This is a genomic window from Pseudomonas sp. BIC9C, assembly GCF_034541995.1.
GTDB classification, from domain to species: domain Bacteria; phylum Pseudomonadota; class Gammaproteobacteria; order Pseudomonadales; family Pseudomonadaceae; genus Aquipseudomonas; species Aquipseudomonas fluorescens_CC.
Genome location: NZ_JAWDGM010000007.1, coordinates 239690 through 258639, shown reverse-complemented (window position 1 = coordinate 258639; position 18950 = coordinate 239690). Strand labels below are relative to the sequence as shown.

Sequence of the window (18950 nt, the reverse complement as noted above, 5' to 3'; positions counted from 1 at the left end):
TGGAGCTCCGCTATGCGCATGTTGATACTGACGGGTGGCTTGCTGTTTCTGGCCGGCTGTGCTGGTTTCGGAATACCTCGCCCTGATCCCGCGCAAGCCTGGATCGACCTGGACTCAAAGCAGGAAGATACGTCGTTGCAGGCGCTGGAGGTCGATAACAAGACCACTGACGATAAACGCTATTTCGAGGTCCGGCCCGGTAGCCATGAGTTGACGGTCCGCTATCAGTTTTCGGTCCAGCCCACCAACATCGGTCCCGGCGCCGAGCCGTTGTGGCGCGATTGTCAGTTGAACGTGAAATTCAACGACTTCAACGCGGGTGAGCGTTATGAGCTACAGGCGGGGAACATTGGTTTTCGGCCTTGGGCGAAACTCTACGATCAGCAGCGAAAAGTGATTGGCCAGGGCAAGCCAGCGGGCTGCCAAGGCACCTGATCGGCGTTATGCTGAATGTATAACCCCTTGGGACATTCATCATGTACAGGTTGATGCTGTTGCTGGCTGCCAGCGTTGTCGCTGGCTGTCAGAGCCCGATGCCGGCGGCTAATCCGCAGATGGCCTGGGTCGAATTCTCTACGCCCTTCCCTAACGACAAGTTGTTGATGGCTGAACGACTGGACAAACAACGCCTGCGCGACGGGCGTTTCTTTGAGGTCACGCCGGGCGGCCACGAACTGATCGTCCGTTTCGACTTTGAAGTACCCGGTGGTGGCGGATTGAGCATGATGAACGGCCCCTCTGAACGGATCTGCTACCTGACCATCAAATACGATCATTTCGAAGCCGGTCAGCGTTATGTGCTCCAAGGCCGCTCAATCGCCTTCATACCCGAGGCCCGGCTGTACAACGCCAAGCGCGAGATCGTCGCTGAAGATCGGGAGTCCTACTGCCTGATGTGAGCTGTCAGCGGTCGTTCTTCTGGTAGATGATTTTTTTGGTGCCATTTTCGCACGAGCCCACGACCATGTTCTGGTCGTGGACCTCGTCGTTGGTGACGATCTCAAGCGTGTAGGCAGTGACGCCACTGGCCTGAATCTTGGCTTCGATCTCGGCCTTGAGTTCTTCGCAGGGTTTCGGTGCCGCGAGGGCCGAAGTGGCCAGTGCGCAACAGATAACCGCCAAGGCAAAACGTTTCATGGTTGAAGCTCCTTTGAGGCAGCACGGATATTCATGGGGTTTCGCTGCTGTCATTTATTCGACCATAGTTTTAGCGGGCAAATCTGTCACGGCGCAAAAAAGATCGCAGCCTTGAACACTTTTTGCCGAATGATCCCGGCAGGTTGCATAAAACTGCGATCTTTTGTTTTCAACAAAAATCCAGCCGACCAATATTGCCTCCAGGCTGATCTTCGCATTCAGCACCCTGGACACCGGACAGCCCTCTTTGGCCTTACCGAGGATCATGGAAAACACCATGGCGATAGACGGTGGCGCAAACTTCACCTCGTCCGATCAGTCTGCTTTTTTCGCGGGATTTTTTACCTGGCTATTGAAACTCGGGTATATGCCCACATTGCATGAACACGCTTTTGGATTCGGCAGGTTTGCGTTCGCAAGAACAAACCTGCGCCCTCAATTGGAGAAGCAGGTTCATGAAACGACTGTCCGATATCAAGTTCTCGACCCTCGATCTGGTGCCGGTGCGCGAGAACGGCAGCGCGGCCCAGTCGCTGCGCAACTCGCTGGACCTGGCGCAGCACGTCGAGAAGTTCGGTTACAACCGCTTCTGGGTGGCTGAGCACCACAACATGGACGGCATCGCCAGCTCCGCGACATCGGTGCTGCTCGGTTATCTGGCCGGTGGTACGTCGACCATTCGTGTCGGTTCAGGTGGGGTGATGTTGCCCAACCATGCACCGCTGGTGATTGCCGAGCAGTTCGGCACCCTGGAAAGCCTTTATCCGGGCCGGATTGATCTGGGCCTGGGGCGTGCCCCCGGTTCCGACCAGATGACTGCACGTGCGTTGCGCCGCGAACGCTCCGGCAGCGCCGACGATTTCCCGGAAGATGTGGCGGAACTGGTGCGCTACCTTGGGCCACGTACCCCGGATCAACGCATCATCGCCATGCCGGGAACCGGGACCAATGTGCCGGTCTGGTTGTTGGGGTCGAGCCTGTTCAGCGCGCAACTGGCGGGTGAACGCGGGTTGCCCTACGCCTTCGCTTCACATTTCGCACCGCGCTACATGCATGAAGCGATTCGGGTCTACCGCAATCACTTCAAGCCGTCCGCCGTTTTGGACAAGCCCTACGTGATGCTCGGTGTGCCATTGGTGGCAGCCGATACCGATGAGCAGGCCGATTACCTGGCGACTTCGGTGTTCCAGCGGATTCTCGCCCTGATGCGTGGCCAAAGCCTGGTACAGCGCCCGCCGGTGAAGACCATGGACGGCCTGTGGCTGCCCCATGAGAGAGAGGCCGTGCACGATTTCCTTGGCCTGGCCATGATCGGCAGTCCGCAGAAAATCCGCGCCAAACTCGAGGTCCTGATTGAGCAGACCCAGGCTGACGAGCTGATTTTCACCTGTGACCTGTACGAGCATTCGGATCGCGTGCATTCCTACGAGTTGCTGGCGCAGGTCATGCGAGGCTGATACTCAAACGCCGGGCGTAAAAAAGCCGACACCGTGGTGTCGGCTTTTTTCAGGCGAAATTCTGCCTACTTTTTATAGACGATCACTTTGGCGCCCGCTTCGCATTTGCCAACAACTTTCCCGCCGGCAGCGGCACCTTTATCGACAATCTCCAGCGAATAACCGGCAACGCCCTTGGCATCAAGTTTCGCTGCGATTTCGGCTTTCAGCTCTTCGCATGGCTTGCCGCCCGCCAATGCGGTCCCCGCAAGGCTCAACAAACCTACCGCCAACATAAACTTCTTCATCGGTTGCATTCCCGGGTCGGGTCATAGGGGGTAACCAGCCGTCAGCCGGACGCACTCATGTCGCGCATTGCCATTCCCTATGGCATTCGGCCGGCGTGCAAGTTCAGAAGACTAGCCCAAAGTCAGCTACTGGCAATCCGGAACCCGACTTTCAAGGTCACCTGAAAGTGTGCAGCCTTGCCGTCCCTGATGTGCCCACGGGTCTCGGTCACTTCGAACCATTCCATGTACTTGAGGCTTTTACTGGCTTCGGCCAGCGCGTTGTTGATCGCATCTTCGATACTGCTGGTGGACGAGCCGACCAGCTCGACTTTCTTGTAGGTGTGATGGTCAGACATGGCGTTCTCCTCGGCGTGTGAATTACAGCCTAGCAGTGATTTTTCCTATTTCTTGTGTTGGTCGTTCTCTGGATGAAGTTCAGATTTTCTGCACTTTCTCGCACCCCTGACGTCCCAACCCACACACGCCCCTCATCACCAATGCAGGAGAGCCACCATGGCCAACAGCTCGTTACGCAAAGCCTCATTGCAAAGCATGGAAGCCGAGATCGAGAGTCTGCTCAAGTCTTTGGAAAGCCTGAAGGACGATGCCTCGGACGAGTCGCGTAAAACCCTCAAGACCCTGAAAAGCAACGCCGAGAATGCCTTGAACCACTCGCGCCATCTGCTTGCCGATGCCTATGAAGAGGTCAAGGTCAAAACTCGCGAAACCGGGATTGCCACCCGCGACTACGCCCAGGAACACCCCTGGACAACAGCCGGTGTCGCCGTGGGCGCATTGGGTCTGCTGGCCGCTTATCTGTTGTGCAAGCGTGATTAATCCGCTCGACGCAGCTCGTTCCTGAGCCACTGAGCCAGTTGCCGGGCGCGCCCGTCCGCGGCGCGCTTGGGTAGCCACAACGCCAGTTGTGCCGGGGTTTCACTGAAGCCCCAGGGTGCAACCAGGCGGCCGGCCTTCAAGTCCTCGGCCACCAAGGGTTCGGGGGCAATCGCCACGCCCAGGCCCGCAACGGCGGCTTCGAGCAAGTAATACAAATGTTCAAATCCCTGACCGTACTTCAACGCCCTGGCGTCGAGGCCGCGTGGTTGCGCCCAGCTCGGCCAAGCTTGCGGGCGTGAGGTGGTATGCAGCAAGGGTTCGCTCATCAATGCAGTTTCCGGCGCTTGCCTGAGCCGCTCATAGCCGCTGAACCGAGGACTCATGACCGGACCGATGCGTTCGCCGGCCAGCTCGAAAACCTGCATGTCCGCCGGCCAGGGTGGCTCGGCAAAGACCAGCAAGGCATCCAGCCCCGGTCTTCGCGGATCCAGATCGCCTTCTCCGGCCGACAGGTGCAGGCGCAAGTCCGGCAGGTCGGCATTGAGTCTGCCCAGTCGCGGGATAAACCAGCGCGCCAACAGGCTTCCCGAGCAGCCGAGCACGAACGGGGCGTCGGCTGTGCTTTGTGTGAGTTCGGCGCAAACACTGCGCAGGCGCTCGAAGGCTTCGCTGCTGGCGTCACGCAGGCGTAACCCGGCATCTGTGAGTTTCAAGCCGCGACCGTCCTTGATGAACAGGCTCACGCCCAAGTGTTCTTCCAGGACTTTCAATTGCCGGCTGACTGCCCCATGGGTGACGTGTAACTGCTCCGCGGCTTGACTCACGCTGTTCAAGCGGGCAGTGGCTTCGAAGGCGCGAAGCGCGTTTAGCGGCGGAAGGTCATGGCTCATGGGATCTGTGAGTTTTCCTGACAGGTTGTGGCGATCTTATCGGTTTTCAGGCCGGGGCGTCAGGGGTAGAGTTAAGCCCACTATCTCTTTATGCATCACTTCACGCATTCAACTGGAGCGCCAAATGACCCAGACTAATCTGCGCAACGGCCCTGATGCCAACGGCCTGTTTGGCGCGTTCGGCGGCCGCTACGTTGCCGAAACCCTGATGCCGTTGATCCTCGACCTGGCCCGTGAATATGAGTTGGCCAAGGAAGATCCTGCATTCAAGGAAGAACTGGCCTACTTCCAGCGCGACTACGTCGGCCGTCCGAGCCCACTGTACTTCGCCGAGCGTCTGACCGAGTTCTGTGGCGGCGCGAAGATCTACCTCAAGCGTGAAGAGCTGAACCACACCGGCGCGCACAAGATCAACAACTGCATCGGCCAGATCCTGCTGGCACGGCGCATGGGCAAGAAACGCATCATTGCCGAGACCGGCGCCGGCATGCACGGTGTGGCCACGGCCACCGTCGCTGCGCGTTTCGGTCTGGATTGCGTGATCTACATGGGCACCACTGACATCGAACGTCAGCAGGCCAACGTGTTTCGCATGAAGCTGCTGGGCGCCGAGGTTATCCCGGTGGTGGCCGGCACTGGCACCCTGAAGGATGCAATGAACGAAGCCCTGCGTGACTGGGTGACGAACGTCGACAGCACCTTCTACCTGATCGGCACCGTGGCCGGTCCGCACCCTTACCCGGCAATGGTTCGCGACTTCCAGGCCGTGATCGGCAAGGAAACCTGTGAGCAGTTGCAAGCCCAGGAAGGTCGCCTGCCGGACAGCCTGGTGGCGTGCATTGGTGGCGGCTCCAACGCCATGGGGCTGTTCCACCCGTTCCTCGACGACAAGAGTGTCGAGATCATCGGCGTTGAAGCCGCCGGTTACGGCATCGAGACCGGCAAGCATGCAGCCAGCCTGAACGGTGGCGTACCGGGTGTGTTGCACGGTAACCGCACCTTCCTGCTGCAGGATGACGATGGCCAGATCATCGACGCCCACTCGATCTCTGCCGGCCTCGACTACCCGGGTATCGGTCCGGAACACGCCTGGTTGCACGACATCGGCCGCGTTCAGTACACCTCGGTGACTGACGACGAAGCCCTCGCCGCGTTTCACCAGTGCTGCCGCCTGGAAGGGATCATCCCTGCCCTGGAAAGCGCCCACGCCCTGGCCGAAGTGTTCAAACGCGCACCGAAACTGCCGAAGGATCACCTGATGGTGGTCAACCTGTCCGGTCGCGGGGACAAAGACATGCAGACCGTGATGCACCACATGGAACACTCTCAACAAGAGCAGCCAAAGCAGGAGAAACACTGATGAGCCGCCTGCAAACGCGTTTTGCCGAACTCAAGGAACAGAACCGCGCCGCCCTGGTGACCTTCGTGACCGCTGGCGACCCGGGCTATGACACGTCCCTGGCGATCCTCAAAGGTTTGCCGGCAGCGGGCGCCGACGTGATCGAACTGGGCATGCCCTTCACCGATCCGATGGCCGACGGCCCGGCGATCCAACTCGCCAACATCCGTGCTCTGGCTGCCAAACAGAACCTGGCGAAAACCCTGGAAATGGTTCGCGAGTTCCGCAAGGACAACAACGAAACGCCGCTGGTGCTGATGGGGTACTTCAACCCGATCCACATGTACGGCGTACCGCGCTTCATTGCCGAAGCCAAAGAGGCCGGCGTTGACGGCCTGATCGTGGTCGACCTGCCGCCTGAACATAACGGTGAGCTGTGTGATCCGGCACAGGCTGCCGGCCTGGACTTCATCCGTCTGACCACCCCGACCACCGACGATGTGCGTCTGCCGACCGTGCTTAACGGCAGCTCCGGGTTTGTTTACTACGTTTCCGTTGCGGGTGTGACCGGTGCTGGCGCGGCAACGCTGGAGCACGTTGAAGAGGCGGTCGCCCGTCTGCGCCGCCATACCGATCTGCCGATCAGCATCGGTTTCGGCATTCGCACGCCGGAGCAAGCAGCGTCTATCGCGCGTCTGGCTGACGGTGTGGTCGTGGGGTCGGCACTGATCGATCACATCGCCAATGCCTCGACGTCGGATCAGGCGATCGATGGCGTGCTGAGCCTTTGCTCGGCATTGGCCGACGGCGTGCGTAAAGCCCGCGTCAGCTGAGGGTAAAGTTCCTGATACAGAGGAATTAGAGCCTCGCGGCACAGACTAAACAGCAAGACCGAGGGCTTCAGGACTGCGTTCTGAAGCCCTTTTTGCTGTGTGTGTGTTGTGAGGAAAGACCTGATGAAAATGTCGAAACGCCTGATGGCCGGCCTCGGTGTGCTGCTGCTCGGCGCGACCCTGCATGCCAACGCTGATCAGCACGACGATCACGGCCATTACGATAACCATGGTGACTATCGTGGCGACGATCACCGAGGCCCGCAGGACTACCATCGCGGTGGGCCACCACCACGGGACTTCGCTCCTGTTCGCCAGACGATCCACGACAATCATGGGTATTTCGTCCGCGGCGCTCCGCCACCACCAGGTGTCATCGTGGTGCGTGGCAGGCCGCTGCCTCGGGGCTATTACGGCGAACGCCTGGATAACCGCGCGTTGAACCGGTTGCCGTATTACCCGGGCTACGAATGGCGTCGCGCGGGCGCGGACGTTGTGCTGATCGCGGCGGGAACCGGGATTGTCTATGAGGTTCTGCAGGGGGTTCTGTACTGACGGTGTAGGAGCGAGCTTGCTCGCGATGGCGTTGTATCAGTCAACCAAGAGGTTGAAGCTGATGGCCCTTTCGCGAGCAAGCTCGCTCCTACATACAGGTTGCGGGGTCAAGGCAACTCTATCCCGCCCGACGCCTTGTGCAGTTTGCGCAAGTGCTCGCCAATCTGCTTCACGTTGGCCTCGTTGGCAGCCATTTCGGCGGCACGGTCCGGTTCAAGCAACGCTCGCACTTCCTTGTCCAGATCCCCGGACAGCGCCAGGAGCTGCTTCTGGCGCTGGCTGCTTTCCGACTCCAGGTGCTGCCATTCGCTCTGCTGCGGCAAGCCATAACCGTGGGTGCCCAGCAGCTCCGCCGGCCGGCTGAGGAAGCCACTGTTGGCGAGAATGTCCTTGAGCGTCTCGTTGGCCTTGTCCATGCCGCCGTTCTTCAGCTCTCGGGCACCCAGGTAACGCTGCTTCACTTCATCCTGGGCCAACAGCAACTGCTGACGGAAACTTGCCTGTTCCAATAGCAGCAACGCCGCACTGGTGCGCAAATCGGCCTGCTCGAACCATTGCCGACGCTCTGTGGCTTTCAAGTCCAGCCAGTCTTCGACGGTTTCCTGTTTGATCGGCAAGTGCTTTTTCAGTATTTCGAACATGGCCTGATAACGATCGCGGAAGGAGTCGAAGCGATAACCCAGGCGCAAGGCCTCTCGCGGATCGTCCAGCACGCTGGTGTCCGCCAGTCCGCGGCCCTTCAGCACCTCCAGCAAACCGTTGGGCATGATGTTGTCGAGTCCCACCAATTGCGGGTTGTTGGTGCCGCCGCGCAGTAATTTCAGTTCTTCCACTGCGCAGTTGTTTGACAGGAAGAAGTAGTTGCCGTCGTAGCTCCAGTGCATCTCGGCGGCACGCTCCACCACGTCTTCAATCTCTCTGCGTGACAGGTTCAGGGGCACGGAGGCCAGGCTGCGCAGTTCGGTCTTGGTGTATTCGTCGATGACCTGGGACAGCGGCAGGATAAACAGCCGCGACGGGTATTTGCCGACCAGGCCATCCCAGCTCGACAGCTGTACGTCGCCGACGAAGGCGCGGTACGACAGCACCAGATGCTGGTCCAGGTCCAATCGACAATCCGGTCCGCGTGGTCGGCCCGGCGCGCAGATCACCAGGCGCAACATGCTGTGGCCCCAGCGGCTGAACAGGTTCTGGTTGGCCTCGGCCAGCAGATAGTCAACGGCATAGACCCGCTCCGGATCGACCTGGCCCAAAGGAGTCTTGGCGAAGTCGTTGCCGGCATTGAGGAAAGCGAAGGTCTTGCTGCAGGAGTCCTTGGCGGCGGGCGCCCAGCCGAAATGTTCCTTGTAGTAGCGGTACAGCGCCGGGCGGCGGCAGGCATAGCTCGGGTCGAGGAGGAAATACTCCATGTTGACCGCGACGAATTCCTTTGGACTGCTGGTCTCGTAGATATCCGGACTGCGGGCGATCTGGCGATTGTACTGTTCGCGTTCACCACGACGGCCTACGTATTGCTGCCAGCCGGCGAGGTCGAGCAGGCGCGGATCGTCGCTGAGGGTAAAGCGCCGATCGGACTGGCCTCGACATTGGTCGGGAATGCCAACCAGCCCTGAGCTGTTGTTGCGCCGGGTGCAGTGCTGAATCAGTTTGCGTTCTGCATCCGGCCACAGGCGCGAGCGATCGTAGATGTGCGTCAGTTCGTGCAACACCGTGGCCAGTAGTTCCTGGCGCACGGTGCCATGGGGGCGATGGGTTTTTGTGGTCGCGGCGCTGCCATCGGTGAGGCCGGCCAGCAGGTTGCGGTTCAGATCGAGCTCGGACACCAGTGATGCCTGACCGTAAGCGTTGCGCGGCATGTCATCGGTCCAATCGACGTCGATGCGTCGATCGAGTCGCTCGATAAAGCGTGGCGGCAGTGCCTGCATGGCTTCATCAAGCAACGCCTGGCTGGCTTGCTGTTGCACCGGAGTCAGACCTTCGGTCTTGAGATGTAACTGAAGGCCTGCGTGGGCCGTGTTGCCCAGCAGCAACAGGGCCGCGGCCAGCAGCCAGGCGCCTGGATACCTCACAGTGCGAGGATGGCTTCGGCGAGATCCTGATCACTGGCGTCACGGGCTTCCGGCACGCGGGTGCGCAGCAAGTCGAAAGCGGATTCCAGGTGAGCGCCACGAATGTCGCCATTGCTGGCAACGAAACTGGCGGCGTCGTCCTGGGCTTCGCGCACGATTTTCGAATCGCGAATGGATGTGGTGGTGTCGGAGGTGAAATCGAGGGTGCGCTGGGTAGCACGGATCAGCATGTTACTGGTGGCAACCAGAGTATGTGCCTGGGTTACATCGGCCAACAGCAGCAGGCCTAAGGTGGCAGCAATCAGCGGGTTACGCATGGAACGACTCCAGAAAAACAGGGATAACTATTGGACGAGAATTGCTTGTGCCAGTTCAAGGTCGCTGGCATGAAGTTTTGCCTCGGTTCGGCGCAGATACCGCAGGGCCGACTCCAGCCGTGCGCCTCTCAGTTGGCCGTCACTGGCAATGAACGCCGCAGCGTCATCCTGGGCGGCGAGCAGCAGTTTATGGTCGAAGGGGGCGCTGGTCACCAAACTTGTGGCGTAGCCGCTGGCGACGATGCCTTGGGTGGACAGGTTGAAGGCGTCATAAGCGTGGGCTGATCCACAGTAACCAAGACTAAGAAAGACTGGAGCGATGAAGAGATTCGAGGGAAAACGCATGAGACTCGACAGTTGAAAATGAGTCCCAAGGCTAGCGCAAGGCCCATTCTAGAGCCAGCGCGGAAACATTGGGACACGCCGGGCGTGCCCCATGTCTGTGCAGTCGTTTAGATGGTCAGGATCGCTTGCGCCAGTTGTGCGTCGCTTGCGTTCAGCTGTGGTGCCTGGTGGCGAATATGGTCGAGGGCGCTTTCGAGTTTCACGCCGCGGATGGAACCTTCGCTGGCGACGAAGCTGGCAGCGTCGTCACGGGCCGCGAGCACGATCTTGTCATCCTTGAACGACGACGAGACGACGTCAGTGGTCGCATCGGACGTGGCTTTGAGCGCGTTGACGACAGCATCGGTGGTCACGATGAAGCTGGATGCGCTGGCGTTGGCAGCCACGGCAAACAGGGCTGCAGCACTGAGCAGACGAAGACGGGACATGGGGTAACTCCTTAGGGTAAACCAATTGAAAAATGGCGCAGTGTCTGCAAAGTCAGACGCCAGGCGCTTTGCGCTCGCCACGTTCTGATTTGATATTAGGCCTGAGTGTGGCGGTTCGAACAGCCCGTCATGCAAGCAGACCGTCAGCGCCAGAACGGTTTATCCAGTTCATTGATGCGGTCTGCCTGGCTGATGCCAAGGTCTGATAGCTGACGATCATCGAGTTGAGCCAGTAAATGTCGTGTTCTCGCCCTTTCGAGGCTGGCGAAGAGTCCTGTTAACAGATCTCTGAGCCGGTTCAAGCACGGTCTCGATTGAACTGAGGGGCTGGAAACATCCTGTAAAGAACTCATGGTGCGGTCCCTGTCCTGATCAGTAGAGGTTCCATGCTGACACCGGCCGAACATCCACTACAGACACACAGCGACGATATTGTACTCATCAAGTTGATGGTTTTTGCAAACTGTACTGGTCTTCAGGTTTCCCTACTGTAAGACCGGATTTGACAGGCCAGAACGACAAAACCCGTCGTGGTTTCCCACGACGGGTTTTGTTTTTTCAATTCGGGTTGCTGGCGGTGGACCTTAAGGTCAGAGCCAGCGACGCTAACTTAGCGCCAGAACGGCTTGCTCAGCTCTTCGTAGCGTTGTGCTTCGCTAATCCCGGCGTCAGCCAGCAGACGCGAATCCAGGCGAGCCAGTTGATGGCGGCTGGTGATGCGGCGCTGCCACAGCATCAGGTTGGCGATAACGCGCAGAGGCAGGGAAGCCTGGGTTTTTGCAGCAGTGTCTTCGAAGAACAGTTCGGAACTGAGTGTACGTTCCATGGTTGACATCCTTCCGCTTGTGGCGGGATTAGGTAGTGGTTTAACTGGTGCCCATGATCCTCTTGTTTGCCTAGTCTCTGTAGATACAGTTCATCTGTATTGTGAGAGCTCAGTTAACTGTTTATAGGCGGTGTACTGGTCGAAATTGAGGCAACTGTACCTGTCTGCACCGTTAAGGTGCAAAAGTGTTGTTTTGGTTCGGTGAGGTGGAGGTTTACCCTAGAAAACGACCGGTACAGCAGTACAGTTTTTTTAATATTTGGAAGCGGCAAGAGCAAGCTGGCGAAACTGTGTTTGCACCAGCTGCTATCTGTAGCAATTACTTCTTCAGCATTTGCCCGGTTTCTTCCAGGTTGATGTGCCAGCTCAGGGCGTCACGCAGGATGTGCGGGGTGTGCCCGCCGATGGCGCACGCGGCGGTGAAGTAATCATTCAGCGCCTGGCGGTAATCCGGGTGCACGCATTTGTCGATGATGACCCGGGCACGCTCCCGAGGCGCGAGGCCTCGCAAGTCTGCCAGTCCCACTTCGGTCACAAGGATGTCGACATCATGTTCGGTGTGGTCAACGTGGCTGACCATCGGCACCACGCTGGAAATCGCACCGCCCTTGGCGATCGACTTGGTCACGAACACGGACAGGTGCGCGTTGCGCGCGAAGTCACCCGAGCCGCCGATACCGTTCATCATCCGCGTGCCGCAGACGTGAGTGGAGTTGACGTTGCCATAGATGTCGAACTCCAGTGCCGTGTTGATGCCGATGATGCCGAGGCGGCGCACGACTTCAGGGTGGTTGGAAATCTCCTGCGGGCGCAGAACCAGTTTGTCCTTGTAGCGCTCCAGATTGCCGAACACGTCGGCATTGCGGCGGCTCGACAGGGTGATCGAACTGCCCGAAGCAAAGCTCAACTTCCCGGCATCGATCAGGTCGAAGGTCGAGTCCTGCAGCACCTCGGAATACATCGTCAGGTCTTCGAACGGCGAGTCGATCAGGCCACACATCACCGAGTTGGCGATGGTGCCGATGCCGGCTTGCAACGGGCCGAGCCTGTTGGTTATGCGCCCGGCTGCCACTTCCTGTTTGAAGAAGTCGATCAGGTGGTCGGCAATGGCCTGGGTCTCGGCGTCCGGTGCCAGCACAGTGGAGGGTGAGTCAGCCTGGTTGGTGACCACGATGGCGACGATTTTTTCCGCTGGGATCGGGATGGCGGTGCTGCCAATACGGTCGTCGACTTTGACCAATGGAATCGGGGTGCGGGTCGGGCGATAGGTCGGAATGTAGATGTCGTGCAGACCTTCGAGGTTCGGGTTGTGCGCCATGTTGATCTCGACAATCACATGTTTGGCGAAGATCGCGAAGCTGGCCGAGTTGCCCACCGAGGTGGTTGGCACGATATGCCCTTGCTCGGTGATCGCTACGGCTTCAATCACGGCAATGTCCGGCAGTTTCAATTGCTGGTTGCGCAATTGCTCCACGGTTTCCGACAAGTGCTGGTCGATGAACATGACTTCACCGGCATTGATCGCCTTGCGCAGCGTGCTGTCGACCTGGAACGGCATGCGTCGCGACAGCACGCCGGCTTCGGTCAACTGCTTGTCGAGGTCGTTGCCCAGGCTTGCGCCAGTCATCAGGCTGATCTTCAGCGGCGTGACCTTGGCGCGCTCGGCCAGCGCCTGGGGGACGGCCTTGGCTTCGCCTGCGCGAGTAAAGCCACTCATGCCGACGGTCATGCCGTCCTCAATCAGAGCGGCAGCGTCGGCAGCGCTCATCACTTTGTCCAACAACGAAGGCAGGCGAATACGGTCACGGTACATGGATTGTTATCTCGGGCAACGGGTAGCAGGACGTGCAGTCTAGTGAATTGCGCCGGCTTCTGTCCCGCTACCAAGGTCGCAATCGAGGCGTCTATTCCGGGTCTTTGAAGCAAAACACCGTTACCGGATCGGTAACAAAAGCATAGTTTGTCCGACGATTTGCGCAAACAAAAACGCCCCGACAAGTCGGGGCGTTCTGAGTGCCGCGCGGGGTTAGTCGACGGCTTTGACCATGTCTTCGATGACCTTTTTAGCGTCGCCGAACACCATCATGGTTTTGTCCAGGTAGAACAGTTCGTTGTCCAGACCGGCATAGCCGCTGGCCATCGAGCGTTTGTTGACGATGATGGTCTTGGCCTTGAACGCTTCGAGGATCGGCATGCCGGCAATCGGCGATTTCGGATCGTTTTTCGCCGCCGGGTTGACCACGTCGTTGGCGCCCAACACCAGCACCACGTCGGCCTGACCGAACTCGGAGTTGATGTCTTCCATCTCGAACACCTGGTCGTAAGGCACTTCGGCCTCGGCCAGCAACACGTTCATGTGCCCTGGCATACGACCGGCAACCGGGTGGATCGCATACTTCACGGTCACGCCGCGATGGGTCAGCTTCTCGGTCAGTTCCTTCAGTGCATGCTGTGCCCGTGCGACCGCCAGGCCGTAGCCCGGAACGATGATCACGGTATCGGCGTTGGTCAGCAGGAAGGTGGCGTCGTCGGCAGAACCGGATTTCACCGGGCGGGCCTCCTTGGCGCCTGCCGGACCTGCGTCCGCTGTATTGCCGAAACCGCCGAGCAGTACGTTAAAGAAGGAGCGGTTCATCGCCTTGCACATGATGTACGAGAGGATCGCACCGGACGAACCTACCAGCGAGCCCGCGATGATCAGCATCGAGTTGTTCAGCGAAAAGCCGATACCCGCTGCTGCCCAGCCGGAGTAGCTGTTGAGCATCGACACCACCACCGGCATGTCGGCGCCGCCGATCGGGATGATGATCAGTACGCCGAGCACGAAGGCCAGCGCCAGCATCACTACGAAAGCGGTGTAGTCGCCGGTGAGCATGAACGTCACGCCCAGTCCCAGTGTGGCGAGGCCCATCAGCAGGTTCAGCTTGTGCTGTCCGCCGAACTGTACCGGTGCACCCTGGAACAGGCGGAACTTGTACTTGCCAGAGAGCTTGCCGAACGCGATCACCGAACCGGAGAAGGTGATTGCACCGATGGCGGCACCGAGGAACAGCTCCAGGCGATTACCAGCCGGGATCGCGTCACCGAGTTGCTGGACGATGCCCAGCGACTGTGGTTCGACCACGGCAGCCACGGCGATGAACACCGCTGCCAGGCCGATCATGCTGTGCATGAAGGCAACCAGCTCGGGCATCTTGGTCATTTCAACGCGTTTGGCCATGATCGAGCCGACAGTGCCGCCGATCAGCAGGCCGACGATCACGTAGACGATACCGGCTTGGGCCCCGCCTTCTTCAAAAGAGAGCGCAGCGAGCTTGTAGATCAAGCCGATAGTGGTGAGGATCGCCAGGCCCATGCCGAGCATGCCGAACAGGTTGCCGCGACGCGATGTGGTGGGATGCGAGAGGCCCTTGAGCGCCTGGATGAAGCAGACCGAGGCGATCAAATACAGGGAGGTAACCAGGTTCATGCTCATGCTTGCTGCACCTCAGCCTTGATTGCTTCGGCCTTGGCTGCCGGCGCTTTTGCTGGAGCCGCTTTCTTCTTGAACATTTCCAGCATGCGGCGGGTCACCAGGAAACCACCAAACACGTTGACCGCGGCCAGGGCCACGGCCAGGGTGCCCATGGTCTTGCCCAGCGGGGTCACGGTGAGGGCGGCGGCGAGCATGGCGCCGACGATCACGATGGCCGAGATGGCGTTGGTGACAGCCATCAGTGGCGTGTGCAGTGCAGGTGTCACGTTCCAGACCACGTGGTAACCGACATAAATCGCCAGCACGAAGATGATCAGGTTGTAGATACCGTGAGAGATCAGCATGTCTTCCATTGTTTTTATCCTCAGCCGTTCTTGCGCACGATCTGGCCGTCGCGGCACATCAGGCACGCGGCGACGATATCGTCTTCAAGGTTGATCACCAGTTGTCCTTCTTTATCGAACAACAGTTTCATGAAGTCCAGCAGGTTGCGTGCATACAGCGCCGAAGCGTCGGCCGCCACTGCGCCGGCCAGATTGGTCGGGCCAACGATGGTCACGCCATTTTCGACGACCACCTGATCGGCCACGGTCAGCGGGCAGTTACCGCCCTGGGCTGCCGCGAGGTCGATGACCACCGACCCCGGTTTCATCTGGGCCACGGTTTCCGCGCTCAACAGCGTCGGTGCCTTGCGGCCCGGGATCAGTGCGGTGGTGATGACGATGTCAGCCTGCTTGGCGCGCTCGTGCACGGCCGCGGCCTGGCGCTGCATCCAGCTGGCTGGCATGGGGCGGGCGTAACCGCCGACACCCACGGCGCATTCACGCTCTTCGTCGGTCTCGTAAGGCACGTCGACGAACTTGGCGCCGAGGGATTCGATCTGCTCCTTTACCGCCGGACGCACGTCAGACGCTTCGATCACCGCGCCCAGGCGTTTCGCGGTAGCGATGGCCTGCAAACCGGCCACGCCGGCACCGAGAATCAGCACGCGCGCCGCTTTTACGGTGCCCGCAGCGGTCATCAGCATTGGCATGAAACGCGGATAGTAGTGCGCGGCCAGCAACACGGCTTTATAGCCGGCAATGTTGGCTTGCGAGGACAGCACATCCAGGCTTTGGGCGCGGGAGGTGCGAGGCGCGGCTTCCAGGGCAAAGGCGGTAATCCCGCACTCGGCCAGCTTGGCGATGGTTTCGTTGCTGAACGGGTTGAGCATCCCCACCACAACGGTGCCGCTTTTAATCAGCGTCAGCTCGTTGTCGCTGGGAGCGACGACCTTCAAGATCAGCTCTGCACCAAACGCGTCATTGGCGCTGCCAATGGTTGCGCCTGCCTCTTCATAAGCACTGTCGACAACGCTGGCATTAACGCCGGCGACGCTTTGTACAGTGACCTTATGACCCTGGCTGATCAGCTTCTTGATGGTTTCCGGGGTTGCAGCAACCCGTGTTTCACCGGTCTGGGTTTCGAGAGGAACACCAATGTGCACGTCAAATCTCCTGCGTGATCTTATTGAGTAAACCCATGCACTACGGATGGTGCGGCTGGGGCGGCCGATCAGCACGGTCCCGCCAAATCAGGGCGGGGCGCGGCATTTTGCAGGCGAACTTTGTGCCCTTCAAGGGATTATGACGGGTGACGGAAAATTAACTACAAGTCACCCCGTGACCGAATGTCGCAACCACCCGGATCAATCCCTTACAGGCCGTGCTTTTCAAGGATTCTGGCCGAAATTTAAGAATTTACACATCGGCCGTATGAATGATGCGGCATCGCTTCGAAATAGTGGCGCAAAGCCGCGTAGGCAGGCGCTTGTGGGACGTTTGTACGACTTCTCGATACAGTTTGCTGGTATGCGACAAATACTTATATCTGTAGGGTTTATTTTTTACTGACTACGAGGTCAAGTATCGCTTGGGAGCCTTTATCCCTCTAGGCTGTAGCTGTGCGCCTGATTTACCAGCCAGTCACGAAATGCCTTCAAAGACGCGGATTCGACCTTTCGCTCGGGAATCATCAGGTAATAAGCCTTGATGCTGGACAGTGCTTGCGGGTTGGCGATCACCAAGCGTTTTTCTTTCAGCTCCCGTTGAATCAGAAACGGCGGAATCAGGGCAATGCCCATGTCGTGCATGGCCGCTTGGGCGAGCATGGAGAATAGCTCATAGCGAGGGCCTGTCATGTCTCGCGGGACATTCAGGTGCTGGGAATCGAACCATTGGCGCCAGGCATAGGGGCGTGTGGTTTGTTGCAGAAGAGGCAAGTCGGCGATTTCGCCGGGTGTCAGGCTGGTCTTGTTTCCGAGTAGGTCGGGGCTGCAAACGGGCATCGGATTTTCACCCATCAGCCTGTGGGACTCTGTACCTGACCAATCCGCATCACCGAAGTAGATGGCGGCATCAAAATCAGTATCGGCGAACAGGAACGGCCGCGTGCGGTTGGTCAGGTTGACCGTCACTTCCGGGTGTTTTTGCTGGAAATCCTTGAGTCGCGGCAGCAGCCATTGGGTGCCGAAGGTCGGAACTACGGCCAACTCGATCACGTTGGTGCCCTGCTGGCCCATCACGGACAAGGTGTCGCGCTCAACCGCATCGAGTTGAGTGGCCACTCGACGGCTGTAGGAGAGCCCGGCTTCCGTCAGCTTGACCCCGCGCCGCGAGCGTCTGAACAGTTCCACGCTGAGGAACTCTTCAAGGCTGGCGATCTGTCGGCAAATCGCCCCTTGGGTCAGCGACAGTTCCTGGGCGGCCTTGGTGAAGCTCTCGTGGCGCGCCGCGGCCTCGAAGCTGATCAGGGCGGTGGTGCTGGGTATCTTCCTGCGCATGTACGTCAACCTCACTAATACATCGCATAAAGGCTCTTTCGCGACGTTTCGAAGTGAGAAATTAGCACAACAGTATGCAAAATCCTCGTTTGCCGTAGCGCTGATCCAGGCCTAGGATCAGTCCACGTTATTTGACCCGATTCGAGAGGACACACTCATGGGCGGTAAAGCTAGCTTCAACTGGATCGATCCCCTGCTGCTGGATCAACAGCTCACTGAAGAAGAGCGCATGATTCGCGACACGGCTGCGCAGTTCGCTCAGCAGAGCCTTGCGCCGCGCATTCTTGAAGCTTTCCGCCATGAGAAGACCGATCCGGCGATCTTCCGCGAGATGGGCGAGGTTGGTCTTTTGGGCGCAACCATCCCCGAGCAATACGGCGGCAGTGGCCTGAACTACGTCAGTTACGGCCTGATCGCCCGCGAAGTCGAGCGTATCGATTCCGGCTATCGCTCGATGATGAGCGTGCAGTCCTCGCTGGTGATGGTGCCAATCAATGAATTCGGTACCGAAGCCCAGAAGCAGAAGTACCTGCCAAAACTGGCCTCGGGCGAGTGGATCGGCTGCTTCGGTCTGACCGAGCCTAACCACGGTTCCGACCCGGGCGCGATGATCACTCGTGCGCGCAAAGTGGAAGGCGGCTACAGCCTCACTGGCAGCAAGATGTGGATCACCAACAGCCCGATTGCCGATGTGTTCGTGGTCTGGGCCAAGGACGATGCCGGCGATATCCGAGGCTTCGTTCTCGAGAAAGGCTGGAAAGGCCTGAGCGCTCCGGCGATTCACGGCAAGGTTGGCCTGCGGGCATCGATTACCGGTGAAATCGTCATGGACAACGTGTTCGTTCCGGAAGAAAACATCTTCCCGGATGTCCGTGGCCTGAAAGGTCCTTTCACCTGCCTCAACTCGGCACGTTACGGCATCTCCTGGGGTGCGCTGGGTGCGGCCGAGTTCTGCTGGCACACCGCTCGCCAGTACACTCTGGATCGTCAACAGTTCGGTCGTCCATTGGCCGCCACTCAGTTGATCCAGAAGAAACTGGCCGACATGCAGACCGAAATCACCATGGCGCTGCAAGGCTGCCTGCGTCTGGGTCGGATGAAGGACGAGGGGACTGCGGCGGTCGAAATCACTTCGATGATGAAGCGCAACTCCTGCGGCAAGTCCCTGGACATCGCGCGCATGGCTCGCGATATGTTGGGCGGTAACGGTATCTCCGATGAGTTCGGTGTCGCACGTCACCTGGTCAACCTGGAGGTTGTGAACACCTATGAAGGTACGCACGACGTCCATGCACTGATCCTCGGTCGTGCACAAACCGGCATCCAGGCGTTCTATTAACAGGAGGACGTCC

General features: G+C 59.1%; 23 protein-coding genes and 1 pseudogene. 8 read left to right on the top strand and 16 right to left on the bottom strand.

Going from position 1 to position 18950, the window contains the following annotated elements:
* Nucleotides 1-12 precede the first annotated feature (12 nt).
* Nucleotides 13-435 (top strand): hypothetical protein, encoded by a 423-nt coding sequence (locus tag RS887_RS27080; RefSeq protein ID WP_322617782.1) that lies wholly within the window; start codon nt 13-15, stop codon nt 433-435.
* 41 nt (nt 436-476) lie between these two features.
* Nucleotides 477-899: a hypothetical protein gene (locus tag RS887_RS27075; RefSeq protein WP_322617781.1), complete on the top strand. Its 423-nt coding sequence runs from the start codon at nt 477-479 to the stop codon at nt 897-899.
* A gap of 4 nt (nt 900-903) precedes the next feature.
* Here the strand turns inward: RS887_RS27075 and RS887_RS27070 are convergent, their stop codons facing one another.
* Complete coding sequence (locus tag RS887_RS27070) at nt 904-1137, bottom strand: DUF1161 domain-containing protein (RefSeq protein WP_008018477.1); 234 nt, start codon at nt 1135-1137, stop codon at nt 904-906.
* A 183-nt stretch (nt 1138-1320) separates the two neighbouring features.
* Nucleotides 1321-1395 (bottom strand): annotated as a pseudogene (locus RS887_RS27065) (OsmC family peroxiredoxin); the annotation flags it as partial.
* 197 nt (nt 1396-1592) lie between these two features.
* On the opposite strand from RS887_RS27065, the gene RS887_RS27060 reads away from it, so the two are divergent.
* The gene (locus RS887_RS27060; protein WP_322617780.1) at nt 1593-2594 is read left to right on the top strand and encodes an LLM class flavin-dependent oxidoreductase; all 1002 of its coding nucleotides are present in this window, start codon (nt 1593-1595) and stop codon (nt 2592-2594) included.
* Between the two features lie 65 nt (nt 2595-2659).
* On the opposite strand, the gene RS887_RS27055 is transcribed toward RS887_RS27060, so the two are convergent.
* Nucleotides 2660-2881 (bottom strand): DUF1161 domain-containing protein, encoded by a 222-nt coding sequence (locus RS887_RS27055; protein ID WP_008018479.1) that lies wholly within the window; start codon nt 2879-2881, stop codon nt 2660-2662.
* Nucleotides 2882-3003: 122 nt separating this feature from the next.
* A complete protein-coding gene (locus tag RS887_RS27050; protein ID WP_008018480.1) occupies nt 3004-3219 on the bottom strand; it encodes a dodecin in 216 nt (71 codons plus the stop codon).
* Between the two features lie 157 nt (nt 3220-3376).
* On the opposite strand from RS887_RS27050, the gene RS887_RS27045 reads away from it, so the two are divergent.
* Nucleotides 3377-3700: a DUF883 family protein gene (locus RS887_RS27045; protein WP_322617779.1), complete on the top strand. Its 324-nt coding sequence runs from the start codon at nt 3377-3379 to the stop codon at nt 3698-3700.
* Here the strand turns inward: RS887_RS27045 and RS887_RS27040 are convergent.
* Nucleotides 3697-4590 carry a LysR family transcriptional regulator gene (locus RS887_RS27040; RefSeq protein ID WP_322617778.1) on the bottom strand — a complete coding sequence of 298 codons (894 nt, stop codon included), beginning with the start codon at nt 4588-4590 and terminating at the stop codon, nt 3697-3699. The two genes, RS887_RS27045 and RS887_RS27040, sit on opposite strands and share 4 nt — an antisense overlap.
* A gap of 124 nt (nt 4591-4714) precedes the next feature.
* On the opposite strand from RS887_RS27040, the gene trpB reads away from it, so the two are divergent.
* The 3 genes from trpB to RS887_RS27025 all read left to right on the top strand — a co-directional run bounded on the left by trpB (nt 4715) and on the right by RS887_RS27025 (nt 7317).
* Nucleotides 4715-5950, top strand: coding sequence for a tryptophan synthase subunit beta (gene trpB / locus RS887_RS27035; protein ID WP_322617777.1), 1236 nt, complete (start codon nt 4715-4717; stop codon nt 5948-5950).
* Nucleotides 5950-6762: a tryptophan synthase subunit alpha gene (gene trpA, locus RS887_RS27030; protein WP_322617776.1), complete on the top strand. Its 813-nt coding sequence runs from the start codon at nt 5950-5952 to the stop codon at nt 6760-6762. The genes trpB and trpA overlap by 1 nt, the downstream gene beginning before the upstream one ends.
* A gap of 123 nt (nt 6763-6885) precedes the next feature.
* Complete coding sequence (locus RS887_RS27025) at nt 6886-7317, top strand: anti-virulence regulator CigR family protein (RefSeq protein WP_322617775.1); 432 nt, start codon at nt 6886-6888, stop codon at nt 7315-7317.
* A gap of 107 nt (nt 7318-7424) precedes the next feature.
* Here RS887_RS27025 and RS887_RS27020 read toward each other — a convergent pair whose 3' ends face one another.
* The 11 genes from RS887_RS27020 to RS887_RS26970 form a co-directional block, all read right to left on the bottom strand.
* The gene (locus tag RS887_RS27020) at nt 7425-9386 is read right to left on the bottom strand and encodes a DUF4105 domain-containing protein (RefSeq protein ID WP_322617774.1); all 1962 of its coding nucleotides are present in this window, start codon (nt 9384-9386) and stop codon (nt 7425-7427) included.
* The gene (locus RS887_RS27015) at nt 9383-9703 is read right to left on the bottom strand and encodes a DUF2388 domain-containing protein (protein ID WP_008018488.1); all 321 of its coding nucleotides are present in this window, start codon (nt 9701-9703) and stop codon (nt 9383-9385) included. The genes RS887_RS27020 and RS887_RS27015 overlap by 4 nt, the downstream gene beginning before the upstream one ends.
* A gap of 27 nt (nt 9704-9730) precedes the next feature.
* Nucleotides 9731-10048 (bottom strand): DUF2388 domain-containing protein, encoded by a 318-nt coding sequence (locus tag RS887_RS27010; protein ID WP_111283344.1) that lies wholly within the window; start codon nt 10046-10048, stop codon nt 9731-9733.
* Nucleotides 10049-10155: 107 nt separating this feature from the next.
* A complete protein-coding gene (locus RS887_RS27005; RefSeq protein ID WP_322617773.1) occupies nt 10156-10476 on the bottom strand; it encodes a DUF2388 domain-containing protein in 321 nt (106 codons plus the stop codon).
* Between the two features lie 143 nt (nt 10477-10619).
* On the bottom strand, nt 10620-10829 hold the full coding sequence (locus RS887_RS27000; protein ID WP_322617772.1) for a DUF1127 domain-containing protein: 210 nt from the start codon (nt 10827-10829) through the stop codon (nt 10620-10622).
* 257 nt (nt 10830-11086) lie between these two features.
* Nucleotides 11087-11302 carry a DUF1127 domain-containing protein gene (locus RS887_RS26995; protein WP_008018491.1) on the bottom strand — a complete coding sequence of 72 codons (216 nt, stop codon included), beginning with the start codon at nt 11300-11302 and terminating at the stop codon, nt 11087-11089.
* Between the two features lie 319 nt (nt 11303-11621).
* A complete protein-coding gene (locus RS887_RS26990) occupies nt 11622-13115 on the bottom strand; it encodes an acetyl-CoA hydrolase/transferase family protein (RefSeq protein WP_322617771.1) in 1494 nt (497 codons plus the stop codon).
* Between the two features lie 213 nt (nt 13116-13328).
* Complete coding sequence (locus tag RS887_RS26985; protein WP_322617770.1) at nt 13329-14777, bottom strand: NAD(P)(+) transhydrogenase (Re/Si-specific) subunit beta; 1449 nt, start codon at nt 14775-14777, stop codon at nt 13329-13331.
* The gene (locus RS887_RS26980) at nt 14774-15130 is read right to left on the bottom strand and encodes an NAD(P) transhydrogenase subunit alpha (RefSeq protein ID WP_008064823.1); all 357 of its coding nucleotides are present in this window, start codon (nt 15128-15130) and stop codon (nt 14774-14776) included. The genes RS887_RS26985 and RS887_RS26980 overlap by 4 nt, the downstream gene beginning before the upstream one ends.
* Nucleotides 15131-15141: 11 nt before the next feature.
* Nucleotides 15142-16263: a Re/Si-specific NAD(P)(+) transhydrogenase subunit alpha gene (locus RS887_RS26975; protein ID WP_322617769.1), complete on the bottom strand. Its 1122-nt coding sequence runs from the start codon at nt 16261-16263 to the stop codon at nt 15142-15144.
* A 435-nt stretch (nt 16264-16698) separates the two neighbouring features.
* Nucleotides 16699-17598, bottom strand: a complete 900-nt coding sequence (locus RS887_RS26970; protein WP_322617768.1) for a LysR family transcriptional regulator — start codon at nt 17596-17598, stop codon at nt 16699-16701.
* Nucleotides 17599-17755: 157 nt separating this feature from the next.
* On the opposite strand from RS887_RS26970, the gene RS887_RS26965 reads away from it, so the two are divergent.
* Complete coding sequence (locus RS887_RS26965) at nt 17756-18937, top strand: acyl-CoA dehydrogenase (RefSeq protein ID WP_085716016.1); 1182 nt, start codon at nt 17756-17758, stop codon at nt 18935-18937.
* Nucleotides 18938-18950: the final 13 nt, after the last annotated feature.